The sequence below is a fragment of the Streptomyces siamensis genome (assembly GCF_039543605.1).
Classification (GTDB): Bacteria; Actinomycetota; Actinomycetes; order Streptomycetales; family Streptomycetaceae; genus Streptomyces; species Streptomyces siamensis.
Genome location: NZ_BAABKB010000012.1, coordinates 1 through 24040 on the forward strand (window position 1 = coordinate 1; position 24040 = coordinate 24040).

A 24040-nucleotide genomic window follows, 5' to 3' on the forward strand; every position below is an offset into this window, starting at 1 on the left:
TCGACGCCCTCAAGGACCAGCAACAGGCCCAGGAAGCCGTCATCCGCCTCGAACACGGCCGGCCCATCCGCTTCGGCACCGACCACACCCGCGGCGTCACCCGCGACCCCCACACCGGCGACCTGAACATCGTCACCGTCACCCCCGACAACGAAGCGGACATCCTCGTCCACGACGCCCACTCCCCCTCCCCCACCACCGCCTTCGCCCTCTCCCGCCTCGCCGACCCGCACACCCTGCACCACACCCCCATCGGCGTCCTGCGCGCCGTCGACCGCCCCGTCTACGACACCCAGATGGNCGGCAACGACACCTGGACCGTGGAGAGCACTCATGACGTACGTCATCGCACAGCCCTGCGTTGATCTGAAGGACAAGGCCTGCGTCGACGAGTGCCCCGTCGACTGCATCTACGAGGGCCCTCGCAAGATGTACATCAACCCGGACGAATGCGTGGACTGCGGTGCGTGCGAGCCCGTGTGTCCCGTCGAGGCCATCTTCTTCGAGGACGACACCCCTCAGGAGTGGGCGGACTTCCGCAGGGCCGACACCGAGTTCTTCGCCGAACTCGGCTCGCCGGGCGGCGCCTCGGCGCTCGGCCCGGTCGAGCACGACCATCCCGTGGTCGCCGGTGCGCCGCTGCCGACGGCGTGACGCGCCTGCCCCGCGCGCCCGCCGCGCGGGCTACACCTCCAGGTCGACCACGACCGGGGCGTGGTCCGACGCGCCCTTGCCCTTGCGCTCCTCGCGGTCCACGTAGGAGTCGGTGACGGCCTTCGCGAACGGCTCGTTCCCATAGACGAGGTCGATGCGCATACCGCGGTTCTTCGGGAAGCCGAGCTGACGGTAGTCCCAGTACGTGAAGGGGTGCGCGTACTTGAGGGGGCGCGGGACGACGTCCGACAGGCCCGTCTCGCGCAGGGAGGCCAGCGCGGCCCGCTCGGCCGGGGTGACATGGGTGAGGCCCTCGAAGGCGGCCACGTCGAAGACGTCGTCGTCCGTCGGCGCCACGTTGTAGTCGCCCAGCACCGCGAACGGGCGGCTGCCCGCCGCGTCGCCCGCGACCGCGGCCTTCAGGGCCTCGAACCACTGGAGCTTGTACGCGTAGTGGGGGTGGCCCACCTCACGGCCGTTCGGCACGTAGACCGACCAGACGCGGACCGGTCCGCAGGTCGCGGAGACGGCACGGGGCTCCTCGACGCCCTCGTACCCGGGGTCGCCGGGCAGGCCCTTGACCACGTCCTCCAGGCCGACCCGGGAGAGCACCGCCACGCCGTTCCACCGGCCCGTGGCGTGCACGGCCGTCTCGTACCCCAGCTCCCGCAGCTGGTCCACGGGGAACTGCTCGGCGGCGACCTTGGCCTCCTGGAGGCACAGCACGTCCGTGCCGGTGCTCTCCAGCCAGGCCAGCAGCCTCGGGAGGCGGGCGGTGATCGAGTTCACGTTCCAGGTGGCGATGCGCATGCCTGACAACCTACCCGGCGGGTACGACAACGGGCCGACGGCCGTGCGGGAGCAGCCGGCCGTCGGCCCGTGCGGGGCGGCGAAGTGCGCGATGGCGGTGGCGGTGGCGGTGGCGGTGGCGGGCGAGGCTCACACCTCGGCCGAGCCGCCCGGTGCGAGCCGCAGGTGCTCGGAGCCGCCCAGGGCGCCGATCTGCCGGTCGTAGATCGGCCGGGCGAGGTCCGTGAGCAGGGCGTCGTGGACGTCGTACGCGCGCTGCGGTTTGACCTCGCGGACGTACTCGATGACCTCGGAGATCTTGTTCCACGGGGCCATCACCGGGAGCATCAGCGTCTCGACCGGCTGGTCGGGCACGGTGAGCGCGTCTCCCGGGTGGAACACCCGGCCGCCGTCGACGAGGTAGCCGACATTGGTGATGCGCGGGATGTCCGGATGGATGACGGCGTGCAGCTCCCCGTGCACCTGGACGTCGAAGCCGGCCGCGCTGAACGTGTCGCCGTGCCCCACGGTGTGCACGCGGCCCGGGAAGGCGGCGGAGATCTTCTCGGCGACCGACTTCAGGGTCCAGATCTCGGCCGCCGGGTTGGATTCCAGCCCCGCCCGCAGCCGGCCCTCGTCGAAGTGGTCGGCGTGCTCATGCGTGACGAGGACGACGTCCGCGCCCACGGCGGCGTCCTCCTCGCTGAAACCGCCGGGATCGATGACGAGCGTGCGGCCGTCCTTCTCCAGACGGACGCACGCGTGCGACTTCTTCGTGAGCTTCATGCGTCCATCCTGCCCCTGCCCCGGCCCGGGAGCTCACTCCTGGGGCGTGGTCTCCTCCTGGATGACCTGCTGCGCCACCTTGAAGGCGCTGTTGGCGGCCGGCACACCGCAGTAGACGGCGGCCTGGAGCAGCACCTCCTTGATCTCCGCCGGGGTGAGTCCGTTGCGCAGGGCGGCGCGGGTGTGGAAGGCGAGCTCGTCGAGGTGGCCGCCCGCGACCAGCGCGGTGAGCGTGACGCAGCTGCGTGAGCGCCGGTCCAGGCCGGGCCGGTCCCAGATCTCGCCCCACGCGTAGCGCGTCACGAAGTCCTGGAAGTCGCCGGAGAACTCGTCGGCCGTGGCCAGGGCACGATCGACGTGGGCGTCCCCGAGCACCTCGCGGCGGACCTTGATCCCGGCGTCGTACGGGTCGGGGCGGCCCAGCGCCGGGGGCTGCACGACGGCCGGGGCGATCTCGGCGACGGGTGCGACGGGCTGCGGCGCGGCCAGGACGGGCTTGACCGGCGCGGCCGGGATCGCCATCTGCCCGGTGGTCGAGTCGAAGGCGGGCTGCCAGGCGGTGGAGAAGTGCCGAACGAGCAGGTCGGTGACCGCGGCGGGCTGCTCCACCGGCACGAGGTGGGAGGCACCGGGCACGACCGCGAGCCGGGCGTCGGGGATCCCGGCGACCAGCGTGCGCGCCTCCGCGGGCCCGGTGACCTGGTCGTCGGAGCCGACGAGCACGAGGGTCGGCACACCGATCCGGCCCAGCTCGGGGCGCACGTCGAACGCGGCGAGCGCCTCGCAGGACGAGATGTAGCAGCCGGGGTCCGTGGTGCGCACCATCTGCACGGCCCACTCCGTGATCGCGGGCTGGGCCGCGGCGAAGCCGCCGGTGAACCAGCGCTCGGGCGAGGTCCGCGCCATCGGGTCGAGGCCGTTCGTGCGGACTATCACGCCGCGCTGCCGGAACTCGTCCGCCGTGCCGAACCGCGGCGAGGACGCGATCAGCGCCAGCGAGGCGAGGCGCTCCGGGTGACGCAGCGCGAGCTCGGTCCCGATCGCGCCCCCGAGCGCGCAGCCCGCGTACCCGAAGCGCTGCACGCCGAGCCCGTCGAGCGTGGCGAGCAGCCGCCAGGCGAGTTCACCGACCGAACCCGCCGGGTGGGCGGGCGCCCCGCCGTGCCCGGGCAGATCGAACCGGAAGATCCTCCAGTGCTTCGCGAGCTCGGGGACCTGCCGGTCCCACATGTGCCAGGTGGTGCCGAGCGAGGGGCCGAGGATGAGGACGGGGGCGTCTTCCGGGCCGTCGAAGCGGTATTGCAGGGCAGGGGTCTTCGTCTCACTCACCGCTCCACGCTAACTTCCGCGCCAGTCGTCACGGACATGGCCCCCGCTTGTGCACGCCGCCCACACGGGTCCGTCACATGTGCGCGTGACATGGCCGGGGGTCGTCGCCGCACGTCGTGGGGGGTGGCGCGGGCTGCACGACGGAGGCCGTGCGGCCGGGGCGGCGAATGGGGCGCGGGCCGGACGGTGGGGGGCGCGCGGGCGGGCCGACTGCGCCGGTCGTGGGTCGTGGGACACCGCGGCGGTCACAGCTCGCCGGGTGCCCCGAGGCCGGTCAGGGCGCCCACCGGATCGAGGTCGGGGGTGCCTCGGGGCCACCAGTCGTCGTGGCCCGGTTCCGACTCGTAGGCGTACCAGAGGCCGTTCTGGCCCAGGCGCAGCTGGGCGTGGCCCCGCGGGTGGGTGAGGTGGTTGCGCCAGGGACGGAAGGCCGGCAGGTCGGCGGCGAGCAGGAGCGGCCGGGCCCGGTCGAAGCGGCCCGCCGGAGGGTCCCAGGGCTCTTCGAGCACCTTGAGCGCCTCGAATCCGCCCTGGCGCCACGCGGCGACGGCCCGCGCCAGGTCGGTCGCGGTGCGCCCGGACGCGGAAGCCAGAGACGCGTACAGGGAGCGGGTCGCGGCCGTGAGTCCGGAACCGGGCCGGGCCGCGGCGATACGGACCGCGTCCTGCCACAGCGTCAGCTCGGCGACGGGGTCACGGCCGGTGGTGAGCAGCGTGTGCGCGCGGGCGGCGGCGTCGGTCGCCAACTGGTCGAGCGCGAACGTGTCCGGGCCTCCGGGCACGCCCGGGTAGGTCGGCGGCTGCTCGGGGTGCGCGGGCGGCGGCAGCGGTGCGGGGAGCGGCGGCAGGGCGCGCGTCGCGAGCATGTCGCGAGCGCGCACGCCGGGGACGGGTGCCGGTTCCTGTTCCTGGGCGGCGCGGGCCGCGCGGGCCGCGCTGCGCCGGGACAGCGCGTCGAGCAGCTCGCGCTCGCCACGACCGCGCAGCAGGAGCAGGACGAACGGGTCCTCGTCCAGCAGACGTGCCGCCTGGTAGCAGAGGGCGGCGGCGTGCTTGCAGGGATGGCCGGAGTCGGGGCAGCTGCACCGCGGTTCCAGCTCGCCGGGGCCGGGGAGCAGCGCGACCCCGCACTCCGCGAGCGACCTGGGCATCTGCTTGTCGAGAAGCGCGGCGATGTGTCCGGGCCGCTCGGCCGCGGCGTCCAGGAACCGGTCCCAGTCCTCGTCCGACAGCGTCCGGACCCTGACCTGCACGCGATACGGCCGCGGGCGCGTGCCGTGCACGTACGCGAGCACCAGGCCCGGGGTGACGGTGATGGCGTCCACGTGTCCGTGTCCCGCGTACGTCCGTCCGCGTGCCAGCCGTGCCGCGTCCAGTGCCCCTTCCTCCAGGGCGCTGACCCACGCGTTCCCCCACCAGGTCTCGGCGAAGGCGTCGGTCTCCGGCTCCCGCGCCGGGAAGGCCGCAAACGTACGGCGCAGCTCGCCGTCGCGCCCCGGGGACGCCATGGAACGGGGCAGCCGGTCGCCCGTGAGCGCGGTCCTGTCCGCGGTTGCAGGGCGCGCCTCGCGTACGTCGGCCGGTCCGCCGTGCCCGGAGCCGGGACGCGCGGTACGGCCGCCGCGCGACGGCCCGCCCCGCTCGCCCGGTTCTCCGGACGGGGGGTCCGCGGCCGCCCGGTACCGAGCGCCGCTTCCGGTCGCGTCCGCGGCTCGCGGCGGCTCGTCGTCGCCGCCCGGCCGCCCGGGCGTGGGGGTCGGGGCCGCCGGGAGCGGCCCCCCGGGCAGCGCGGAGCCGCCACGGCGACCTCTGCCGTCCACGTCACCCGCTTCTCCGGGGAGGGCGTCCGGGGCCGTCGGCGGCAGGTCCGAGTGGCGCGCGGGGTGCCCGGCCGCGGGCTCTCGGCCCGCGGCCCGGGGCCGTGCGTGCGGCGGCTCGGAGGGCGCGTACGTGTCCTCGGTGCCGTCGGCGTCGTCGGTGGGCATCCGGAACGCCCCGGCGAGCAGCTCCCGCAGTTCGCGGGCCCGCGGCTCCGGGTCCCGGCGGCGCCGCCCAGGCGGGGCCGCCCGGCGACCGGTCCTCGATTCGGCGGACCGGCTCCCGCCCTCAACCCCCTTGGAAACAGGGGTGATCGGCCTTTGTCTCTCGGGTCCTGCCTCATCTGCCGCGGCATCCGCGCGGGCTCGTCGCGCCTCGTCCCGCGCCGCACGCAGCGCTTCACGCGCCACGTCGCCGGGGCGCGCGCCGCGGCCAGCGGCGCCCGAGGCGGGGCTGTCCGCCGGACGAAGTCCGTGCCCGCCCGCCGCACGCACCGAACCCGGTCCGTCGGCCCCGCCCGGCTCGGAGAGTGGCGCGCCGCCCGGGGAGGGCGGGGTGTGCGAGGGGGTCTGGGAACCCGAGGAGGTCTCGGAGCCCGGCGAAGCCGCGGCGTCCGAGGAGCTCTCGGCAGCCGAGGGGTTCTCAGGGCCTGAGGGGTTCTCGGCGCCTGAGGGGTTCTCGACATGCGCGCCCGCAGCCCGCGCGCGACTCTCGGCCGTCGCACGCCGGAGGGCTTCGCGGGCGGCCTGGGCCGGCCCGGACGCAGGACGCGGCTCGGAAGCAGGGGCCGGCTCGGACGCGGAGTCCGACGTGGACGCGTGGCCGCGCGAGGGAGCGCCGCCCCGCCCGGACGCGGCACCCGACGCAGCCGCGGGCCCCGGCCCGGAACCCAAGTCCCTTGCGGAACGAGAATCCGGTACGGAATCGGAGTCCGGTACGGAAGCAAGGCCCGGCGTGGACGCGGGACGCGGCGCGGGAGCGAGCCCTCGCGCAGACACGGGACCCGGCGCGGACTCATGATCCGACGCGGACCCGCTGCCCGACGCAGACACGCGACCCGGTCCGGAACCGGGACCCGAGGCAGACGCCCGACCGAGCCCGGAGGCGGGCCCCCACGCAGACACGGGACCCACACCGGAACCGGGACCCGACGCGGACGCCGGACCGAACCCGGAGGCGGGCCCCACCCCGGAGACGGGCCCCACCCCGGAGGCGGAACCCCCCGCCGACGCGAGACCCGGCACGGGAGCGGAAGCAGGGGCCGGCGTGGCAACGGGAGCCGGTGTCGCTCCGTCGCCCGGCGTCGGAGCCGAGGCAGGCCCCCCTCCACCATGGGCCCCGGAGGCGTCCCCCGGCGGGGAGGCGGCGCCCGGCCCGGAGGACGGCTCGCTCCGGCCGGTCCTCGACGCCGAGGGCAGCTCGTCCCGGCCGGTGTCAGCGCCCGAGGACAGCTCGTCCCCGTCGGTGCCGGACATCGCGGACGGTGCGGGCGCACGGGGCTTCTCCCCGGTCCCCCGCGCCCCCCGCTCCCGCGCGGCCCGCAGGGCACGGCGGGCCTCGTCGGCGGGGCGCGCGCCGGTCACCGGGCGGGGGTCCCGCGCCGCGTCGGTCGTCGGCCGCTCCTCGGCTGCGTCACCGGTCATGCGGACCTCCGCAGCGACACCAGGTCCGACAGCTCACGGTCGGTCAGCTCGGTCAGGGACGCCTCGCCGGAGCCGAGGATCGCGTCGGCCAGCGCCCGCTTCGCTTCGAGCATCTCGGCGATGCGGTCCTCCACCGTGCCCTCGGTGATGAGGCGGTGGACCTGCACGGGCTGGGTCTGGCCGATGCGGTAGGCGCGGTCGGTGGCCTGTTCCTCGACGGCCGGGTTCCACCAGCGGTCGAAGTGCACCACGTGGCCGGCCCGGGTGAGGTTCAGGCCGGTGCCCGCGGCCTTGAGGGAGAGCACCAGGACCGGCGTCGCCCCGCTCTGGAAGCGGTCCACCATGCGCTCGCGGTCGGCGACCGGGGTGCCGCCGTGCAGCAGCTCCACCGGGACGGCGCGAGCCGCGAGATGCGCCGTGATCAGCCGGGCCATGCCGACGTACTGCGTGAAGACCAGGGCCGAACCGTCCTCGGCGAGCAGCGTGTCCAGCAGCTCGTCGAGCAGGGCCAGCTTGCCGGAGCGGGCGGAGGGGCCGTGGGCGGCGGAGCGTGCCTCCTCCTTGAGGTACAGCGCCGGATGGTTGCAGATCTGCTTGAGCGAGGTGAGCAGTTTCAGGACGAGGCCCCGGCGGGCCATGCCCTCGGACGTCTCGATCGCCAGCATCGATTCCCGGACCACCGCTTCGTAGAGGGACGCCTGTTCGCGGGTCAGCGGTACGGGGTGGTCCGTCTCCGTCTTCGGCGGGAGCTCGGGGACGATGCCGGGGTCCGACTTCTTGCGGCGGAGCAGGAAGGGGCGGATCAGCCGGGCCAGACGGGCCACCGCCTGCTCGTCCTCGCCGTTCTCCACCGCGCGGGCGTGCCGGGCACGGAAGGACTTGAGGGGGCCGAGCAGGCCGGGGGTCGTCCAGTCGAGCAGGGCCCACAGTTCGGAGAGGTTGTTCTCCACGGGGGTGCCGGTGAGCGCCACGCGCGCGGGGGCCGGGACGGTGCGCAGGGCCTTCGCCGTCGCCGAGTACGGGTTCTTGACGTGCTGTGCCTCGTCCGCGACGACCATGCCCCACTTCTGCTGGGCGAGCAGGGGCGCGGTGGACCGCATGGTCCCGTACGTCGTCAGGACGAAGCCGCCTTCGAGGCCGTCCAGGGTGCGGTCGGGGCCGTGGAAGCGGTGCACGGGGACTCCGGGCGCGAAACGGGTGATCTCCCGCTGCCAGTTGCCCAGCAGCGACGCGGGGCAGACGACCAGAGTGGGCTCACTGCGGGCGCGCCGCAGGTGCAGCGCGATGACGGTGACCGTCTTGCCGAGCCCCATGTCGTCGGCGAGGCAGCCGCCGAGCCCCAGGGAGGTCATGAGGTCGAGCCAGGCGAGGCCACGCAGTTGGTAGTCCCGCAGGCGGGCCCGGAGGCCGGCTGGCGGCTCGACCGGTCCCACGCCCGCGGTCAGGCGGTCGCGCAGCGCGGCCAGCGCGCCGACCGGCACCGCGTCGACGGTCTCGCCGTCGACCTCGGCACTGCCGGTGAGGGCGACGGACAGCGCGTCGACCGGGTCGAGGAGGCCCAGTTCGCGCTTGCGTGCCTTGCGGACGAGGGCCGGGTCGACGAGCACCCACTGGTCACGCAGCCGTACGACGGGGCGGTGGGCCTCGGCGAGGGTGTCCATCTCGGCCTCGGTGAGCGGATCTCCGCCGAGCGCCAGCTGCCAGCGGAACTGGAGGAGGTCCTCGCTCTCGAAGAATCCCGTGCCGTCCGTCGCCGACCCGGGCGCCGGGCGCACCACGGCGGCGGCGCTGAGGTCCTGGGCGAGGTCGCGGGGCCAGTGCACGGCGACCCCGGCGGCGCCGAGCCGGGTCGCTGCGATGCCGAGCAGATCGGACAGCTCCTCCTCGGAGAGGGCGAGCACGTCGGGCACGTCCTGTTCGCAGAGCCGGTCCAAGGGCGGCCAGACGCGGGCGGCGCGGCGCACGGCCAGGGCCGCGTCGACGCGCGCGCGGGGCCCGAACGTCGTGTCGGCGTCTCCCGCCCACAGGGCCGTGGCGTCCACGACGAGCGTGGGGTCGGCGAGGCTGTGCACCTGGACGACGGCCGCGCCGGCCCGGCGGGCGCCCTCGTCGTCGTCGAAGAGCTGGTACGCGGACAGGTCGAGGCGGAGCGAGATGCGCACGCCGGCGTCCATGCCCGCGGCGACCTCGGCGGCCCAGTCGTGGGCGCCGGGCAGCCGCTGGGGCTCCCGGGCGGCGAAGGGCCTGCCCGAGGTGTGGGGGGCCGCCGGGGTGCGGGGCAGAGTGTCGGCGACCGCGTCCAGGAAGGCCCGCACCAGGGCTTCCGGTTCCGGCAGACGCAGCGGGCCCTTGCCCGGGAGGGGGACGGCGTGCCCCTCGTACGGCAGTGCGGCGGCCACGGCCCGCAGGTGGGCGATGTCGTCCTGGTCCAGGGGGCCGGCCCGCCAGGCGTCGGACCCGTCGGGGGTCAGACCCGGCAGCAGCCGGCCGCGTGCGACGAGCCGCAGCGCGTGCAGCGCCGCAGCGCCCCAGCAGGCGGTGGCGGGATGGGCGGCGGGGTCGCGGCGCGCCCCGGCCAGCAGGGGCAGGGCCTCGGCGACCGACAAGGTCACCGCGGGGACGGTGCCTCTGCGGACACCGGTGCCGTGCGGCCGTACGACCGTGAGGCCGGTCCGGTGGTCCGGGGGCGTGCCGTCGGCGGGCACGGTGCCGGGGGCCGGTGTGCCGTCCGGATCCCAGAAGGCGAACCGCCCCTCGCGCGGCAGCGGCGCGGGGAGGAAGACGGCCGCGAGCCGCACGGACGGCACCTGCCCGGTCGCCGTGACCACCCCGTCCCCCATACGTCCTGCCACCTCCCGCCCATCGGTCGAATCAGTTGTCTTCGACTCTACGGGCGGGCTCTGACAATCGGCCTCGCCGGCCGCGTCGCGCCGGACGGGGCCGGGGCTCGATCGCGGTCGCGGTCGGGGTCACGGTCAAGGTCGGTCAAGGTCACGGAATGGTGCGCGAGACCACGTACACCATGGGGTGCTCGGGCGTGCTCCAGTTCACGACGATGTCCTGGGTGGGTGCGGGGTCCTTCTGCTTGTGGACCGATCCGGCCCAGGGGCCGGGGCCGGTGAACTCCCAGCCGACGACCTGCTGGTTGCGGGTGCTGATCGTGATGTCGTCCTCCTTCAGGGCGTCACGGCTGGTGCCGACGTCCTTGAGGAAGGTGTCCAAACCCGTCGGGGTGGTCCCGAACTGCACGTAGAGACGGCTGGTCTTCCAGTTGTTCGTCTCGTAGTAGGCCACGTCGGTGGAGTTCGTCGGGATCGGCACCTGGTAGAGGCGGCGCTGGACGCGCGACGGCCAGCCGGCGGTGAGGCCGGTCGCCGAGTACTTCGCCTCCTTGTCCTTGCCGCTGTTGCGGCTCTGGTTGGCGGAGATCACCAGGTAGCCGGCGGGCACGCCGATGAGCAGCACGATGATGAGCAGCGTCAGGGCACGGCGGCGGAACTTGTGGCGCGGGTCCTCGGGAGGCCGCCGCGGCTCGTCCGGCGGGGACGCCTGGCGCGGCAGCGAGGCCGTCACAGGGACCCCTGGGTGGTGCGGCGGGACTCGGCGTAGCGCTCGTACCGCTCGTACCGCTCCACGCGGCGGCGCTTGGCGCGGCGGAAGCGGCGCGCGACGAGGCGGGCGAGGTCGGCAGCGCCGACCATGCCGGCCTCGGGGCCGAGCTGGGCGCGGGCGATACGGGCCTCGGGGCGGTAGCCGCGGCCTGTGAGGTGCCGGCGGAAGGCGTCCCGCGCGGGGCCGATGAGCAGGTCGTCGGCCGCGCTGACGCCGCCGCCGATGACGAAGCAGGAGGGGTCCAGGGCGGCGGCCAGGTTGGCGATGCCCACGCCGAGCCACTGCCCGATGTCCTGGAGCAGCTCGATGCACATGGCGTCGCCCTCGCGGGCCAGCTCGGTGATCATCGGGCCGGTGATGTCGCCGACGCTGCCCTTGACGTGCTCGATGATGCCGTACGCCACCGGGGAGTCGGCGGCGGCGAGTTCGCGGGCCTCGCGGACCAGGGCGTTGCCCGAGCTGTACTGCTCCCAGCAGCCGCGGTTGCCGCACGGGCAGCGGTGGCCGCCGGGCACGACCTGCATGTGCCCGAACTCGCCCGCGACGCCGAACTTGCCGCGCTTGACCTGGCCGTCCTCCAGGATCGCGCCGCCGATGCCGGTACCGAGCGTGATCATCACCAGGTGGTCCTCGCCACGGCCGGCGCCGAAGCGCCACTCGGCCCAGGCGGCGGTGTTGGCGTCGTTGTCGACGAGCACCGGGACGGAGAGCCGGCCGGAGAGCCGGTCGCGCAGCGGTTCGTTGCGCCACGACAGGTGGGGGGCGAACAGGACGCGGTTGCGTTCCGCGTCGACCCAGCCCGCGGCGCCGATGCCGACGGCGTGCACGTCGTGCCGGTCGGAGAGGTCCAGGACCAGTTCGACGATGGTGTCCTCGACGACCTTGGGGCTCTTGGACTTGTCCGGCGTCTCGGCGCGGACCTTCTCCAGGATGTTGCCGTCGGCGTCCACGACGCCCGCCATCACCTTGGTGCCGCCGATGTCGATGCCGACGGTGGGGACGCGGGGCGCCGTCAGGTGCGATCGGCGCTCACGCGTCCCCACGGTCCGCAGGACGGTGGCCCGCGCGGAGCCGCGGTGTGCGAGGTCGCGGTAGGTGCTCATCGCGCCGATTCTGCCCTAAGCCCCGGCGGGGCTGCACCGCGGGAGCGCGGGGCGGCCGGTGCGCCGGGGCCCGTGTGCGGCCGGTCGCACCGTGCCGCGTACCCGGGAAGGGGGTGCTTCCTAGGCGCCGCGTTCCAGCTCGTGACGGAGATCGTCCAGCTCGCTGCCCCCGGCCATCTGGCGGGTGAGCTCGTCGAGGGTGATCCCGTCACGGGTGTGGCTGCCGGACATCGTCCCGCGCTTCAGCAGGACGAAACGATCACCCACCAGGTACGCGTGATGCGGATTGTGGGTGATCAACACAACACCCAGTCCCGCGTCCCGGGCGGCGGCCACATATTTGAGGACCACACCGGACTGCTTGACGCCGAGTGCGGCGGTGGGTTCGTCCAGGACGAGGACCTTGGCGCCGAAGTGCACGGCGCGGGCGATCGCCACGCACTGGCGTTCGCCGCCGGAGAGGGTGCCGATGGGCTGGTCGACGTCGCGCAGGTCGATGCCCATGCGCAGCAGCTCCGCGTGGGTGGTCCTGCGCATGTGCTCGACGTCCAGGCGGCGGAAGGGGGCGACGCCCTTGCGCGGCTCGGAGCCGAGGAAGAAGTTCCGCCACACCGGCATCAGCGGGACGACGGCCAGGTCCTGGTAGACCGTGGCGATCCCGCGGTCCAGCGCCTCGCGCGGGGAGGCGAGCCGGGTCTCCTCGCCCTCGATGCGGAGGGTGCCCGCGTCGTGCTGGTGCCGGCCCGCGATGATCTTGATGAGGGTGGACTTGCCCGCGCCGTTGTCGCCGAGGACGCAGGTGATCTCACCGGCGTGGACCTCCAGCGAGACCCCTTCGAGGGCGCGGATGTTCCCGTAGTACTTGCTGACGTCGTCGAGCTCGACGAGTGCCGTACGTTCCGGGGCGGCCGGACCGGCCGTCGTGTTCGCGTCGGTCGTCACTTCGTCGCCTCCGCCCGCTTGCGGACCCAGTGGTTGAGCAGGGTGGCCAGGAGCAGCATCACCCCGAGGAAGAACTTGAACCAGTCCGGGTTCCACTCGGCGAAGACGATGCCCTTGCTGACCATGCCGAAGATCAGCGCGCCGACCGCCGCGCCGACGGCGGAGCCGTAGCCGCCGGTGATCAGACAGCCGCCGATGACGGCCGCGATGATGTAGATCAGCTCGTTGCCGACGCCTTCACCGGACTGCACGACGTCGAACGAGAACAGCAGGTGCTGGCCGGAGATCCAGGCGCCGAAGGCGACACCCATGTAGAGGCCGATCTTGGTCTTGTCGACCGGGACGCCGACCGCGCGGGCGGCCTCCTCGCCGCCGCCGACGGCGTAGATCCAGTTGCCGACGCGGGTGCGCAGCAGGATCCAGGTGGCGACGGCGACGAGGGCCAGCCACCACAGAATGGTGATCTTGAAGCCGACCCCGCCGATGGTGATCGTGGAGGCGAAGACGTCCTTGGCGGAGGAGAAGCCCTCCATGTCGGAGATCGACTTCGTGGAGACCGTGCCGCTGATCAGCTTGGTGAAGCCGAGGTTCATGCCGGTGAGCATCAGGAACGTGCCGAGCGTGATGATGAAGCTCGGCGGGTCGGTACGGGTCAGCATGACGCCGTTGAAGACGCCGATCGCCAGGGTCACGATCAGCGAGACGAGGACGCCGACCCAGACGTTCGCGGTCATCTGGTAGCTGAACATCGAGGAGACCAGCGCGGAGCTGGTCACCATGACGCCCGCGGACAGGTCGAACTCGCCGCCGATCATCAGCAGCGCGACCGGGACGGCCATGATGCCGATGGTCGAGGCGGCGTAGAGGACGGTGCTGAGGCTCGACGCCCGGACGAAGCTGTCGGCGAAGACGGCGAAGAAGACGAAGACCGCGATCGCGCCGACCACGGACCCGAGCTCGGGCCGGTTCAGCAGCCTGCGCAGGGTCGAGGTCTTCAGGAGGCGCTCATCGGTCCTCCCGCCGGGCGACGGCGTGGGGGCCGGTGCCGTCGTGCTCATCGGGTGCCCCGCTTCGCATAGTCCTCCAGCTCGGCGGCCTGGTCCTTGGTGATGATCTGCGGGCCGGTGAGGACCGGCTTGCCGCCGCCGAGCACGTCGGCGTTGTACTTGTACAGCCAGAGCAGGTCGACGGCCTCGTACCCCTGGAGGTAGGGCTGCTGGTCGACGGCGAAGCCGAGTGTGCCGTTCTTCAGCTCGGCGGCCACCTTCTCGTTCAGGTCGAAGGTGTCGATCTCGGCCTTGCTGCCCGCGTCGTCCTTCGCCTTGACCGCGGTGTCGGCGAAGGGCGCGCCCAGGGTGACGACCGAGTCGATGGACTTGTCGGCCTGGAGCTTGGCGCCGATGGAGGCCTGGACGTCGGGCATGCTCGTGCCCTGGACGTACAGGTTCTGCACGTCGCCGTCGAAGGTCTTCCTGATGCCGGCGCAGCGCTGCTCGTGGCCGACGTTGCCCTGCTCGTGCAGCACGCACAGGGCCTTCTTGCGGCCCCGCTTGTTCAGCTCCTCGCCGACCGCCTCGCCGGCGATGGTCTCGTCCTGGCCGATGTGCGTGAGCGCGCCGAACGCCTTCGACTCCTCGGAGCCGGAGTTCACCGTGATCACGGGGATGCCGGCCTTCTCGGCGCGCGCGACGGCCGCCTTCATGGCGTCGGGCTTCGCGAGCGTGACGATGATGCCGTCGACCTTCTTGTCGACGGCGGCGTCCACGAGCTGCGCCTGCTGCTGCGCCTCGGCGTTGTGCGAGTACAGGAAGTTGATGTTGTCCTTGACGGCGGCCTGCTTGGCGCCGTTCTGGACGATGTCCCAGAAGGTGTCGCCATCACCCGAGTGGGTGATCATCGCGAACGTCCACTTGGGCGTGTTCACCGCGGCCCTGCCCTGGGCCGCCGCCGCCTTGCGGGCGTCCTCGGCCCGCTTCCCGCCGGTGCTGCTGCATCCCGCGAGGGACACCCCCAGCGCCCCTGCGAGCGCGATGCTTACCCAGGTCCGAGTCCGTGCCACGAGGCCGTGCCCTTCTTGCTGTGCTCCTTGTGCGCCGGGCCTTGCGGACCGGGCCGGGGGCCGTCCGTCAGGCCCTCGCGAGCCGGCGTCGCACCGGCCCAAAAGCCCAAGTATCAATCACGGGGATCATCCACCCCACCAGCGGGTCCCGCGCGTGGTGGGCCCGGCGGGTGGCCGTAGGGCCTTTCCGGCGCGGTCGGCCGGGCGGCGGGAGCCCTCCTCGCGTGGCGGGTCCGGGGCGCCGTGGACGGCTTCGGGAGCGGGCGAGCAGCGGGCGGCGAGGGCCGGGGTGCGGTGCCGTGGTGCCGGGCGCGACGGGGGCGCGGGCGAGGGGGCACGAGCGACGGGCGCGGCGGTACGCGGAGCCGGAAGCGGCTGCGGGCCGACGCCGGGTCTCAGGGACGTACGAGGAGCTGGAACTCGAAGGAGTAGCGCGAGGCGCGGTAGATGTGGGTGCCGAACTCGACGGCGCGGCCGGTGTCGTCGAACGTCGTCCGCTGCATGGTGAGCAGGGGTGCCCCGGCCGGCTCGCCGAGCCGCTCGCCTTCCTCGGCGGTGGCCGCGCGGGCGCCGACGGACTGGCGGGCGCTGTGCAGCGTGATGCCGGCCGTGCGCATCAGCCGGTACAGCCCCGTGGCCTCCATGCGGTCGCTGTCCAGCTCCAGGAGGTCGGGGGGCAGGAAGTTGCAGAGGTACGCCATCGGCTCGCCGTGGGCGAGCCGCAGCCGCTCGACCCGGTGCACCTCGCTGCCCTCGGTGACGCCGAGCGCGGCGGCGACCTCGGTCGAGGCCTCCTCGACGGTGTTGACGAGCACCCGGGTGGCGGGACGCTGCCCGGCCGACTCCAGGTCGTCGTAGAGACTGCTCAGCTCCAGGGGGCGCTTCACCTGGCTGTGCACGACCTGGGTGCCGACGCCGCGGCGGCGAACGAGCAGGCCCTTGTCGACGAGGGACTGGATGGCCTGGCGGACCGTGGGCCGGGACAGGCCGAGCCGTCCGGCGAGCTCGATCTCGTTGCCCAGCAGGCTGCCCGGGGTCAGCGCTCCGTGCTCGATGGCGGCCTCCAGCTGCTGGGAGAGCTGGAAGTAGAGCGGGACCGGGCTGCTGCGGTCGACGCTGAGCTGGAGCGAGACGGTCGGATCCACATCTGGTTTCGGCACGGCCCGAGCGTAGCTCCGGGAGATGTTGACGGGAAGTTGTGAAGTTCGATTGTCCGGACAAAGCATTGACAGGGTGCCGGGTACGCCCTCAGTTTGTTCCCATGCGCATCGGACTCATCGGAGCGGGTCGTATCGGCACATTTCACGCGGCCACCCTCAGTCGTCATCGCGAGGTCGGCGGCTCGCTGATCATCACCGACGCGGACACCGCGCGGGCCCGCCGGCTGGCGGACCGGCTGGGGGCGACGGCGGCGCCCAGCGTGGACGAGATCTTCACCTGGGGCGTGGACGCGGTGGTCGTCACGGCGGCGACGTCGGCCCACTCCGAACTGATCGGTCGGGCAGCGCGCTCCGGGCTCCCCGTCTTCTGCGAGAAGCCCATCGCCCTCGATCTGGCGGGCACGCTGGACGCGCTGGCCGAGGTCGACGCCGCCGGAACGGTTCTGCAGCTGGGCTTCCAGCGCCGCTTCGACGTGGGCTACACGACGGCCCGGGAAGCCGTCCGGTCGGGACGGCTGGGCCGGTTGCACACCGTCCGTGCGATGACGTCCGACCAGGCACCGCCCCCGGCCGACTACCTGCCGCACTCCGGCGGGATCTACCGCGACTGCCTGATCCACGACTTCGACGCGCTCCGCTGGGTCACCGGCCACGAGGTCGTCGAGGTCTACGCGACCGGGTCCGACGCCGGACCCTCGATGTTCCGTGCGGCGGGCGACGTCGACACCGCCGCGGCCGTGCTCACCTTCGACGACGGCACGCTCGCCAGCGCGACGGCCGCCCGGATCAACGGCGCGGGCTACGACGTCCGCATGGAACTCGCCGGCGAGCTCGACCAGATCGCCGTCGGGCTCGACGACCGCACGCCGATCGCCTCCACGGAACCGGCCGGACCGCCGCCGGCCGACAAGCCGTGGACGGGCTTCCTGGAGCGCTTCGGCCCCGCCTACGAGGCCGAACTCGTCGCCTTCGTCGAGGTCGTCCGCGGCGAACGCGCCAACCCCTGCGACGGACGTGAGGCCCTGGAGGCGCTGCGCATCGCCGAGGCCTGCGAACTGTCCCGGCACGAGCGCCGCCCGGTGCGCCTCGCGGAGATCCCGGACGGGCGCACCTGACCGCGGCGCCCGTCGGCACTCCCTCACGTCGGCGGGCCGGCGCCGCGACGGACGCGGCGCCCGGCGCGGTGGTGTCTCACACCAGCAGGCGCACCGACGGGCTCCGCGTGTCGGCCGCGAGTTCGCGGTCGCAGTGCTTGCACGTCAGTCGGTGCGGCCGCACCAGGTTGGTCTGGACGCTCGCGGTGCCCGACTCCTTGGCACGCGGGCAGTGGTAACCGAGATGCAGCCGGACCCAGGGATGACTGGTGGGCGCGGCGGACCTGTGGCCGTCGCGGGTGTCCGTGAAGGGCGCCCACCAGAAGTCGACCACGGCCCGCACCCCCATGCGGTCCCGGCCGCTCGTGGTGTCGAAGGCGGCGAGCCGCGCGGCCGTGTAGTGGCGCGCGAAGCCGCTGCGGCTGCCCGAGCACAACGCCCGCTCGGTGCCGCGCTCGAAGACGGTCGTACGGCCGACCCGCTCGCAGACGAAGCAGTCCAGCGAACACTCCAGCGTGCCGCGCCAGTACAGCTGATGGGAGTCCTCACCGCGTTGCTCCTCGCGGCTCAGCTCCGCGGTGATCTCGGCCGTACGCAGCACGGGCGACGCTCCTCTCGCGGCCGGGGTCCGCTCGCGCACCCCACGTCGGACGGCACCGGGCCGCTCACCAGCGCACCGGCAGGCTGCGCACGCCCCGCATCAGCATGCCGGGCAGCCAGCCGCCGGGCGGTCCGTCGAGCGCCAGGTCCGGGCAGCGCTCCAGGAGCGAGCGCAGCGCCACACGCGCCTCCAGCCGGGCCAGCGGCGCGCCCAGACAGTAGTGGATGCCGTGTCCGAAGGCGACATGGCCGCGGGCGTCGCGCCGGATGTCGAAGCGGTCGGGCGCCGGGAAGCGCGTGCCGTCGCGGTCGGCCGCGGTGAGGCCGATCATCACCGGGTCACCGGCCCCGATCGGTGTGCCACCGATGTCGAGCGGCTCGACGGCGTACCGGAACGTCGCGTTCTCCACCGGTCCCTCGTAGCGCAGCATCTCCTCCACGGCACCGTCGAGGAGTGTCATGTCGGCACGCAGCGCGGCGAGTTCGCCGGGGTGGGTGAGCAGTGCGCGCACCCCGCTCGACAGGAGGTTGACCGTCGTCTCGTGACCGGCGATGAGCAGGACGAAGGCCATGCCGCGCAGTTCCTCCGGGGACAGCCGGTCGCCGTCCTCCGCGGTGGTGCGGATCAGGCCGCTGAGCAGGTCGTCGCCCGGCGCCGCGCACCGCTTGTCCTCGATCAGCCCGGTGAGGTAGTCGGCGAGGCGGACGAACGCGTCGTACTCGCTCTCCGCGCTGGTGGGCGCGACCGCCTCGGTGGACATCTCGCGGAAGGCGGCCCGGTCCATCTCCGGCACCCCGAGCAGTTCGCAGATCACGGTCAGCGGCAGCGGGTGGGCGAACGACGTCACGAGGTCGGCCCGCCCGCGCGACAGCATCGCGTCGAGCAGCTCGTCGGTGATCTCCTTCACGCGCGGCCGGAGCGTCTCCACCCGGCGCGTCGTGAACTCGCGTGCGACGAGGGCGCGCAGCCGTGTGTGCTGCGGCGGGTCCGCGACGAGCAGGTACTTGCCGATCAGCTCCTCGTCGAGGAACGTGAGCCCGATCTTCTGCCCGTCCTTGGCCAGTCGCGGGTCGGCGAGTGCCGCGCGTGCCTCCTCGTAACCGACGACGAGCCAGGTCTCGTGATGCGCGTCGGCGCCCGGCAGCCGTACCTGGTGCACCGGTCCGCGCTCGCGCAGCTCGGCGTACACGGGATGCGGGTCCTCGGTGAACCGCTTCCCGAACTCCCCGAGATCGATCATCTCCGCTCCTTCCCCCGCCCCCCGTCCCTCTGCTCAACGACAGCGGCCGCCGATCGGTGCCCGCCCGGTGCGAGGCCCGGGCCGGTGCCGCGTCGTGCCGCCGACCGGAGGCCGGGGGCCGCGGGCCGTCATGCCGTCGGGCCGCCGGGCCGCGAAGCCGTCACTTCCCGTCGTCCTCGAGCAGCCCGGCGTCGTACGTCAGCAGGGCGATCTGCACACGGTTGTTGAGGCCGAGCTTGGCGAGGATGCGGGAGACGTGGGTCTTGACCGTGGCGACGCTCATGAACAGGGACCCGGCGATCTCCGCGTTGGAGCCGCCCTGTCCCACGGCGACGGCCACCTCGCGCTCGCGGTCGTTCAGGACCGCGATCCGGGTACGGGCCGCGGACCGGCGGGCGTCGAGGGTCGAGCCCGCCGCGTGCTCGATCAACTGGCGGGTCACCGTGGGGGACAGTACCGGGTCGCCGGCCGCCACGCGCCGCACCGCCTGAAGGATCTCGGCGGGCGGGGTGTCCTTGAGGACGAATCCGGCCGCCCCCGCACCCAGCGCCCGCAGCACCTGGTCGTCGGCGTGGAAGGTGGTCAGCACGATCACCTGGGGCGCTTCCTCGCGGCCACGGAGCCTCTCCGTGGCGGTGAGTCCGTCGACCGTCGGCATCCGGATGTCCATCAGGACGACGTCGGGCCGGGTGCGGTCGACGAGGGCCTCCACCTCGCCGCCATCGGCCGCCTCACCGACGATCTCGATGTCGTCGGCACCGCCCAGCATCAGGGAAAGGCCGGCTCTCACCAGAGGGTCGTCGTCCACGAGCAGCAGTCGGATCGCAGTCATGGCGTCCACCTAACCAGGTCGGGCGCCTCCGGCCGGGCCGCCGTCCTCCCCACCGGGCTGCCGTCCTCCCCACCGGGCTGCCGTCCTCCCCCACCGGGTCGCAACCGCCCCCGCGCGAGGGCGACCTGACTGACTTCCCGGGCACCTGACGGACTGCGCCGGCCGTCCTCCCGCCCGTCGCCGGGCCCGCACAGACTCGCCAGTGCGTCGTCGGCCGACAACGCGTCCAGGGCTCCCCGGCGGAGCTCACAGATGCCTTCCCGTGTTTCGAAGAGAGGTTTGCCCGATGGCTAGCAGCGTCCTTCCCACGCCGCCCGGTTCCGACCCGGAGTGGCAGACGGAACTGCTCGATCTCGACGCCTACTTGGCCCGTATCGGATACGACGGGCCGCGCACCCCCACCCTGGAGACCCTGCGCCGGCTGCACCGCGCGCACGCCGACGCCATCAGCTGGGAGATCGTGGACTCGGCCGTGGGCCGGCGCATCGCGCTCGACATCGAGAGCGTGCAGGAGAAGATCGTGGGCCGCGGCCAGGGTGGCTGCTGCCTGGAGAGCAACCTGCTGTTCGCGGCGGCCCTCGACCGGCTGGGCTTCCCGCTGGTGCGCCACCTCGCCCGGGTGCGCCGCGGCACCCGTACCGTCCGTACCCGCTCCCACGCCGTCCTGCTGGTGGAGGTCGAGGGCCAACTCTGGTTCGCCGACCCCGGCTTCGGCGACGAGAGCCCGCTGGAGCCGCTGCCGTTCACGCAGGACGGCACCGTGACCGTCGGCGACTGGACCTGGCGTCTGCAGCGCGACGGTGACGACTGGGTGCTGCAGAGCCTGCACGCCGACGGCTGGTTCGACGTGTACGCCTGGCAGCTGGAGCCGCACTACTTCCTCGACTTCGACATGGTCAACCACTTCTCGTACGCGGACCCGCGGTCGGTGTTCATGCCGCCGGGCGGGCTCAGCCACCTGATCGCGCAGCGCGGCGACGAAAAGACCCGGCTCGTGCTGAGGAACCAGGTCCTGACCACGCAGTACCCCGACGGCCGTCTCGAGCACGCGGAGCTGACCGCGGACGAGGTCGTCGAGACCCTGCGGGACGCGTTCAAGCTGACCATCCAGCCCGAGGACGCGCAGTTCCTGCGGGAGCGCTTCGCGTCCGCTCCGGCCGCCCAGCAGGCCGCGTCCGCCCAGAAGTCCGCCCAGTAGTCGCGGGCAGTCCCGACCGGCAATCGAGGCAATCGAGGAGAGACACGCAATGCCCCGGATCCCTGTACGGCGCAGTGGGCTGTATCTCGGCGTGGTCGCCGAGCATGCGGCGGCCAAGAACGCCGGCACACCGCTGACACTCGACCACGACCTGGACGTCCTGCCCGGTACGGGCCGGGAGTTCACGGTGGCCGCCCTGGCCGAGCACGTGGACGACATGGCGGCCCGGCTGTGGGCGGCCGGTGTCCGGCCCGGCGCCCACGTCGCCCTCCACAAGACGTCCAACTTCGACATCTACATCCTGGCCAGCGGTGCGTCCCGCATCGGTGCCGTACCGGTGATGCTGTCCCCCGCGCTGCCCGGCGAGAGCGTCGCCGCGCTGCTCGGGCGGCTGAAGCGGCCGTATCTGGTGACGGACACGGCGAAGCTGGACGGCTCGCTCGCTGACGTCCCGCTGGACGGGCTCACCGAACGGATCGTGCTGGCCGCGGGGCACCGCGCGGGGACGGTCTCGCTGACCGACCTCGCGGGTGCCCCCCGGCAGAAGCCGGTGTTCAACGACCCCGACCGGCCCGCGCTGATGACCCACACCTCCGGCACCACGGGGCTGCCGAAGCTCGTCGTGCACTCGGCCCGCACGCTGCGTGGCCGGTTCCGTCCGCAGAACCGCCTCGCCGGGCTGATCCGCAAGCGGGAGACGGTCGCCGTGCACGTCTCCTTCGTGCACTCGCGGATGTTCCTGGCGATGGCCGTGCTGCTGCCGCGCGCCTTCCCCGTCGTGCTCATGGAGCACGGGGACCCGGAGCGCACCGCCGAACTGTTCGCGCGGACCAGGCCGGGCTTCCTGGAGACCCACCCCAACTCCTTCCTGGAGTGGGAGGAGATCGCCGACGACCCGCGTCGGCCGTTCGCGAACGTCAAGTACTTCAGCAGCACGTTCGACGCGATCCACCCGGGCACGATGGACCGGCTGCTCAAGGCCTCCGAGCGGCGCTCGCCCCTGTTCTTCCAGATCTACGGACAGAGCGAGTGCGGCCCGCTGGTCGGCCGCGGCTACACACGCAGGAACGCCCACAAGGCCAACGGCCGTTGCCTCGGCTACGCCATGCCCGGCATCACCAAGTTCCGGCTGACCGGCCGCGGGGGCAAGCGTCCCTCGAAGGCCAACCCCGGCTACATCGACGTGTACACCCCCGGCCGCGCGGTGACGTACTACGGGGAGAAGGAGCGCTTCGAGAAGCAGGCGATCGGCGACTGGTGGCGCGGGATGGACATCGGCTACCGCAGCAGGTGGGGCTGTCTGCACCTGCTGGACCGCGAGGTCGACCACATTCCGGGCGTGCACAGCACCCTGGAGGTGGAGGACGCGGTCCTCGCCAAGCTCCCCGAGCTGACCGAGCTGGTCCTGGTACCCGGCCCCCGCCAGGAGCCGGTGCCGGTGGTCAGCACCCGCAAGGACCTGCCGCTGGACCCGGAGCGCTGGCGCGCGGCCGCCGCGGACTATCCGCAGCTCGCCGCCCCCGTGCAGCTGCCGCTGAGCGAGCTGCCGCGCACGGCCACGATGAAGGTGCAGCGGATCGAGCTCGCGCGCCGGCTCCAGGAGCAGACGTGAGCGCGCGGTCCGTGGTGCGGGCCGACGTCGACGTCCTCGTCGTCGGTGGCGGCCCCACCGGCCTGCTGGCCGCCTGCGAACTGCTCAGGCGGGGCGTGCGGGTGCGGATCGTCGACCGGGCCGAGGAGCCCATGACCGTGCCGAAGGCGCTGTCGCTGTGGCCGCGTGCCATGGACATCCTCGAGGACCTGGGTGTGGGCGAGGAGTTGAGGCGGTCGTCCAACCGCATCGACGCCTTCTCCTACTTCTCCGACGGCCGCCCGCTGGCCACCTTCGGCTTCGCCGAGGACCTGGCCTCGCGCACCCTCCCGCAGCCTGTGACGGAGAGCCTGCTCACCGCCCGGCTGCACGAGCTGGGCGGCAAGGTGGAGCGCGGGGTACGCCTGCTGTGTCTGGAGGGTGTGGACTTCTCCGGGCGGATCGACGCGAACGACGGTGTGACCGCACTGCTGGAGCACCCGGACGGCGCGCTGGAGCGCACCCATGTGCCGTGGGTGATCGGTGCGGACGGGGCGGGCAGTTCGGTCCGCGGCCAGCTCGGCATCGGCTTCCAGGGCAGTACGTACGAGATGGCGTTCGCGCTGATCGACACGCGGATCGAGGGCGAGCTGCCGACGGACCGGGTGCTGTACTACCAGGCACCGTCGGGCACGCTGGTGATCGTGCCGATGCCGGACGGCGTCTTCCGGTTCCTGTCGGTGATGCCGGCGGGCGGCGGCGAGGTCACCGTCCCGATGATGCAGCGGATCCTCGACGAGCGGGGCCCGCGCGGGGTGCGGATCACGGAGCCCGTGTGGCAGACCGTGTTCCGGGTGCACGCGCGGCACGCCACGGACTTCCAGCGCGGGCGGGTCTTCCTGATGGGCGACGCGGCGCACGTGCACAGTCCGGCCGGCGGCCAGGGCATGAACAACGGTCTCCAGGACGCGCACAACCTCGCCTGGAAGCTGGCCGCGGTCGTGCACGGCACCTCCCCGGCCGGCCTCCTGCTGAGCTACGGCCCGGAGCGCGCGGAGGCGACCCGTCGCATCGTGCGGGACACGGATCTGCAGACCCGGGCGTGGATGGCGGGGAGCCGGCCGAAAGTGGTCGCCCGCGACGCCGCGTTCAGGCTGCTCGACCGGACCGGGTTGGTGTCCCGGCTGTACGCGCCGGTGATGGCGGGGCGCAGGCTGGCCTACCGGCCCGAGCGGGACAGCCAGGTGCCGTCGGGCAGGCGCGGCTGCGGTCGGCGCGCTCTCAGGCCCGGTTCCGTCTTCCCGCGGCCGCTCGCCGTGGAGCACGGGATGTCCGGCCCCGGCGCGGACCCGAACGCCTGGACGCTGGCGGTCACCGGACCTGACGTACTCGCCGCGGCGGAGCAATTCGCGGACGGGCTCCCGCGGTTGAGGGTGGTGCGGCTGCGCAAGGAGCGGGCCGCACCGCTCACCGGTTGCCGGCGGGCGGGCTACCACCTGATCCGACCGGACGGACACGTCGCGGCGCACGGGCACGCAGCGGACCTGGACCGGCTGCGTACCGAACTCGCCGTCGCGTTCACCCCCGTCGCCGCGGACTGACCTCGATTT

At 73.3% G+C, this 24040-nt stretch carries 19 protein-coding genes and 1 pseudogene; 6 read left to right on the plus strand and 14 right to left on the minus strand.

Going from position 1 to position 24040, the window contains the following annotated elements; all coding sequences use genetic code 11:
• Both ABEB03_RS18315 and fdxA read left to right on the plus strand, forming a co-directional pair.
• Positions 1 to 365 (plus strand): annotated as a pseudogene (locus tag ABEB03_RS18315) (2-oxoacid:ferredoxin oxidoreductase subunit beta); the annotation flags it as partial.
• Positions 334 to 654: a ferredoxin gene (gene fdxA / locus ABEB03_RS18320; protein WP_095937499.1), complete on the plus strand. Its 321-nt coding sequence runs from the start codon at positions 334 to 336 to the stop codon at positions 652 to 654. The pseudogene ABEB03_RS18315 and the gene fdxA, both read left to right, overlap by 32 nt.
• Positions 655 to 684: 30 nt before the next feature.
• Here the strand turns inward: fdxA and ABEB03_RS18325 are convergent, their stop codons facing one another.
• The 11 genes from ABEB03_RS18325 to ABEB03_RS18375 form a co-directional block, all read right to left on the minus strand.
• Entirely contained in the window at positions 685 to 1464 is a 780-nt protein-coding gene (locus ABEB03_RS18325; RefSeq protein ID WP_345649789.1) for an exodeoxyribonuclease III, read from the minus strand.
• A 129-nt stretch (positions 1465 to 1593) separates the two neighbouring features.
• Positions 1594 to 2229, minus strand: a complete 636-nt coding sequence (locus tag ABEB03_RS18330; protein WP_345649792.1) for an MBL fold metallo-hydrolase — start codon at positions 2227 to 2229, stop codon at positions 1594 to 1596.
• A gap of 33 nt (positions 2230 to 2262) precedes the next feature.
• Positions 2263 to 3558 (minus strand): bifunctional 3-oxoadipate enol-lactonase/4-carboxymuconolactone decarboxylase PcaDC, encoded by a 1296-nt coding sequence (gene pcaDC / locus ABEB03_RS18335; RefSeq protein ID WP_345649795.1) that lies wholly within the window; start codon positions 3556 to 3558, stop codon positions 2263 to 2265.
• Between the two features lie 245 nt (positions 3559 to 3803).
• Positions 3804 to 5543 carry an SWIM zinc finger family protein gene (locus ABEB03_RS18340; protein ID WP_345649798.1) on the minus strand — a complete coding sequence of 580 codons (1740 nt, stop codon included), beginning with the start codon at positions 5541 to 5543 and terminating at the stop codon, positions 3804 to 3806.
• Positions 5544 to 7015: 1472 nt separating this feature from the next.
• Entirely contained in the window at positions 7016 to 9859 is a 2844-nt protein-coding gene (locus ABEB03_RS18345) for a DEAD/DEAH box helicase (protein ID WP_345649801.1), read from the minus strand.
• A 151-nt stretch (positions 9860 to 10010) separates the two neighbouring features.
• Positions 10011 to 10592, minus strand: a complete 582-nt coding sequence (locus tag ABEB03_RS18350; RefSeq protein WP_345649804.1) for a sugar kinase — start codon at positions 10590 to 10592, stop codon at positions 10011 to 10013.
• Positions 10589 to 11734, minus strand: coding sequence for an ROK family glucokinase (locus ABEB03_RS18355; RefSeq protein ID WP_095937492.1), 1146 nt, complete (start codon positions 11732 to 11734; stop codon positions 10589 to 10591). The genes ABEB03_RS18350 and ABEB03_RS18355 overlap by 4 nt, the downstream gene beginning before the upstream one ends.
• Before the next feature lie 120 nt (positions 11735 to 11854).
• Positions 11855 to 12676, minus strand: coding sequence for an ATP-binding cassette domain-containing protein (locus tag ABEB03_RS18360; RefSeq protein ID WP_345649807.1), 822 nt, complete (start codon positions 12674 to 12676; stop codon positions 11855 to 11857).
• Entirely contained in the window at positions 12673 to 13734 is a 1062-nt protein-coding gene (locus ABEB03_RS18365) for an ABC transporter permease (RefSeq protein WP_345649810.1), read from the minus strand. The genes ABEB03_RS18360 and ABEB03_RS18365 overlap by 4 nt, the downstream gene beginning before the upstream one ends.
• A complete protein-coding gene (locus tag ABEB03_RS18370) occupies positions 13731 to 14735 on the minus strand; it encodes a sugar ABC transporter substrate-binding protein (protein WP_095937489.1) in 1005 nt (334 codons plus the stop codon). Before ABEB03_RS18370 ends, ABEB03_RS18365 begins: the two co-directional genes overlap by 4 nt.
• Positions 14736 to 15130: 395 nt before the next feature.
• Complete coding sequence (locus tag ABEB03_RS18375; RefSeq protein ID WP_345649997.1) at positions 15131 to 15880, minus strand: GntR family transcriptional regulator; 750 nt, start codon at positions 15878 to 15880, stop codon at positions 15131 to 15133.
• A gap of 116 nt (positions 15881 to 15996) precedes the next feature.
• Between ABEB03_RS18375 and ABEB03_RS18380 the strand changes: the two genes are divergently transcribed.
• The gene (locus ABEB03_RS18380; protein ID WP_345649816.1) at positions 15997 to 17010 is read left to right on the plus strand and encodes a Gfo/Idh/MocA family protein; all 1014 of its coding nucleotides are present in this window, start codon (positions 15997 to 15999) and stop codon (positions 17008 to 17010) included.
• 76 nt (positions 17011 to 17086) lie between these two features.
• Here ABEB03_RS18380 and ABEB03_RS18385 read toward each other — a convergent pair whose 3' ends face one another.
• From ABEB03_RS18385 to ABEB03_RS18395, 3 genes are all read right to left on the minus strand, one after another.
• Positions 17087 to 17590, minus strand: coding sequence for a hypothetical protein (locus ABEB03_RS18385; protein ID WP_345649819.1), 504 nt, complete (start codon positions 17588 to 17590; stop codon positions 17087 to 17089).
• Positions 17591 to 17654: 64 nt separating this feature from the next.
• The gene (locus ABEB03_RS18390; RefSeq protein ID WP_345649822.1) at positions 17655 to 18830 is read right to left on the minus strand and encodes a cytochrome P450 family protein; all 1176 of its coding nucleotides are present in this window, start codon (positions 18828 to 18830) and stop codon (positions 17655 to 17657) included.
• A gap of 160 nt (positions 18831 to 18990) precedes the next feature.
• Complete coding sequence (locus ABEB03_RS18395; RefSeq protein WP_345649824.1) at positions 18991 to 19662, minus strand: response regulator transcription factor; 672 nt, start codon at positions 19660 to 19662, stop codon at positions 18991 to 18993.
• A 286-nt stretch (positions 19663 to 19948) separates the two neighbouring features.
• On the opposite strand from ABEB03_RS18395, the gene ABEB03_RS18400 reads away from it, so the two are divergent.
• From ABEB03_RS18400 to ABEB03_RS18410, 3 genes are read left to right on the plus strand one after another with little or no spacing between them, the layout of a single operon-like run.
• A complete protein-coding gene (locus ABEB03_RS18400; RefSeq protein WP_345649827.1) occupies positions 19949 to 20860 on the plus strand; it encodes an arylamine N-acetyltransferase family protein in 912 nt (303 codons plus the stop codon).
• Between the two features lie 49 nt (positions 20861 to 20909).
• On the plus strand, positions 20910 to 22472 hold the full coding sequence (locus ABEB03_RS18405) for a class I adenylate-forming enzyme family protein (RefSeq protein WP_345649830.1): 1563 nt from the start codon (positions 20910 to 20912) through the stop codon (positions 22470 to 22472).
• Positions 22469 to 24031: an FAD-dependent monooxygenase gene (locus ABEB03_RS18410; protein ID WP_345649833.1), complete on the plus strand. Its 1563-nt coding sequence runs from the start codon at positions 22469 to 22471 to the stop codon at positions 24029 to 24031. Before ABEB03_RS18405 ends, ABEB03_RS18410 begins: the two co-directional genes overlap by 4 nt.
• The last annotated feature ends 9 nt before the right edge of the window (positions 24032 to 24040 follow it).

Bases quoted from the DNA above. Each gene is read 5' to 3' on its own strand.
- fdxA (WP_095937499.1), top strand. From the start codon at position 334: ATGACGTACGTCATCGCACAGCCCTGCGTTGATCTGAAGGACAAGGCC.
- ABEB03_RS18325 (WP_345649789.1), bottom strand. From the start codon at position 1,464: ATGCGCATCGCCACCTGGAACGTGAACTCGATCACCGCCCGCCTCCCG.
- ABEB03_RS18330 (WP_345649792.1), bottom strand. From the start codon at position 2,229: ATGAAGCTCACGAAGAAGTCGCACGCGTGCGTCCGTCTGGAGAAGGAC.
- ABEB03_RS18340 (WP_345649798.1), bottom strand. From the start codon at position 5,543: ATGCCCACCGACGACGCCGACGGCACCGAGGACACGTACGCGCCCTCC.
- ABEB03_RS18345 (WP_345649801.1), bottom strand. From the start codon at position 9,859: ATGGGGGACGGGGTGGTCACGGCGACCGGGCAGGTGCCGTCCGTGCGG.
- ABEB03_RS18355 (WP_095937492.1), bottom strand. From the start codon at position 11,734: ATGAGCACCTACCGCGACCTCGCACACCGCGGCTCCGCGCGGGCCACC.
- ABEB03_RS18365 (WP_345649810.1), bottom strand. From the start codon at position 13,734: ATGAGCACGACGGCACCGGCCCCCACGCCGTCGCCCGGCGGGAGGACC.
- ABEB03_RS18380 (WP_345649816.1), top strand. From the start codon at position 15,997: ATGCGCATCGGACTCATCGGAGCGGGTCGTATCGGCACATTTCACGCG.
- ABEB03_RS18390 (WP_345649822.1), bottom strand. From the start codon at position 18,830: ATGATCGATCTCGGGGAGTTCGGGAAGCGGTTCACCGAGGACCCGCAT.
- ABEB03_RS18395 (WP_345649824.1), bottom strand. From the start codon at position 19,662: ATGACTGCGATCCGACTGCTGCTCGTGGACGACGACCCTCTGGTGAGA.
- ABEB03_RS18400 (WP_345649827.1), top strand. From the start codon at position 19,949: ATGGCTAGCAGCGTCCTTCCCACGCCGCCCGGTTCCGACCCGGAGTGG.
- ABEB03_RS18405 (WP_345649830.1), top strand. From the start codon at position 20,910: ATGCCCCGGATCCCTGTACGGCGCAGTGGGCTGTATCTCGGCGTGGTC.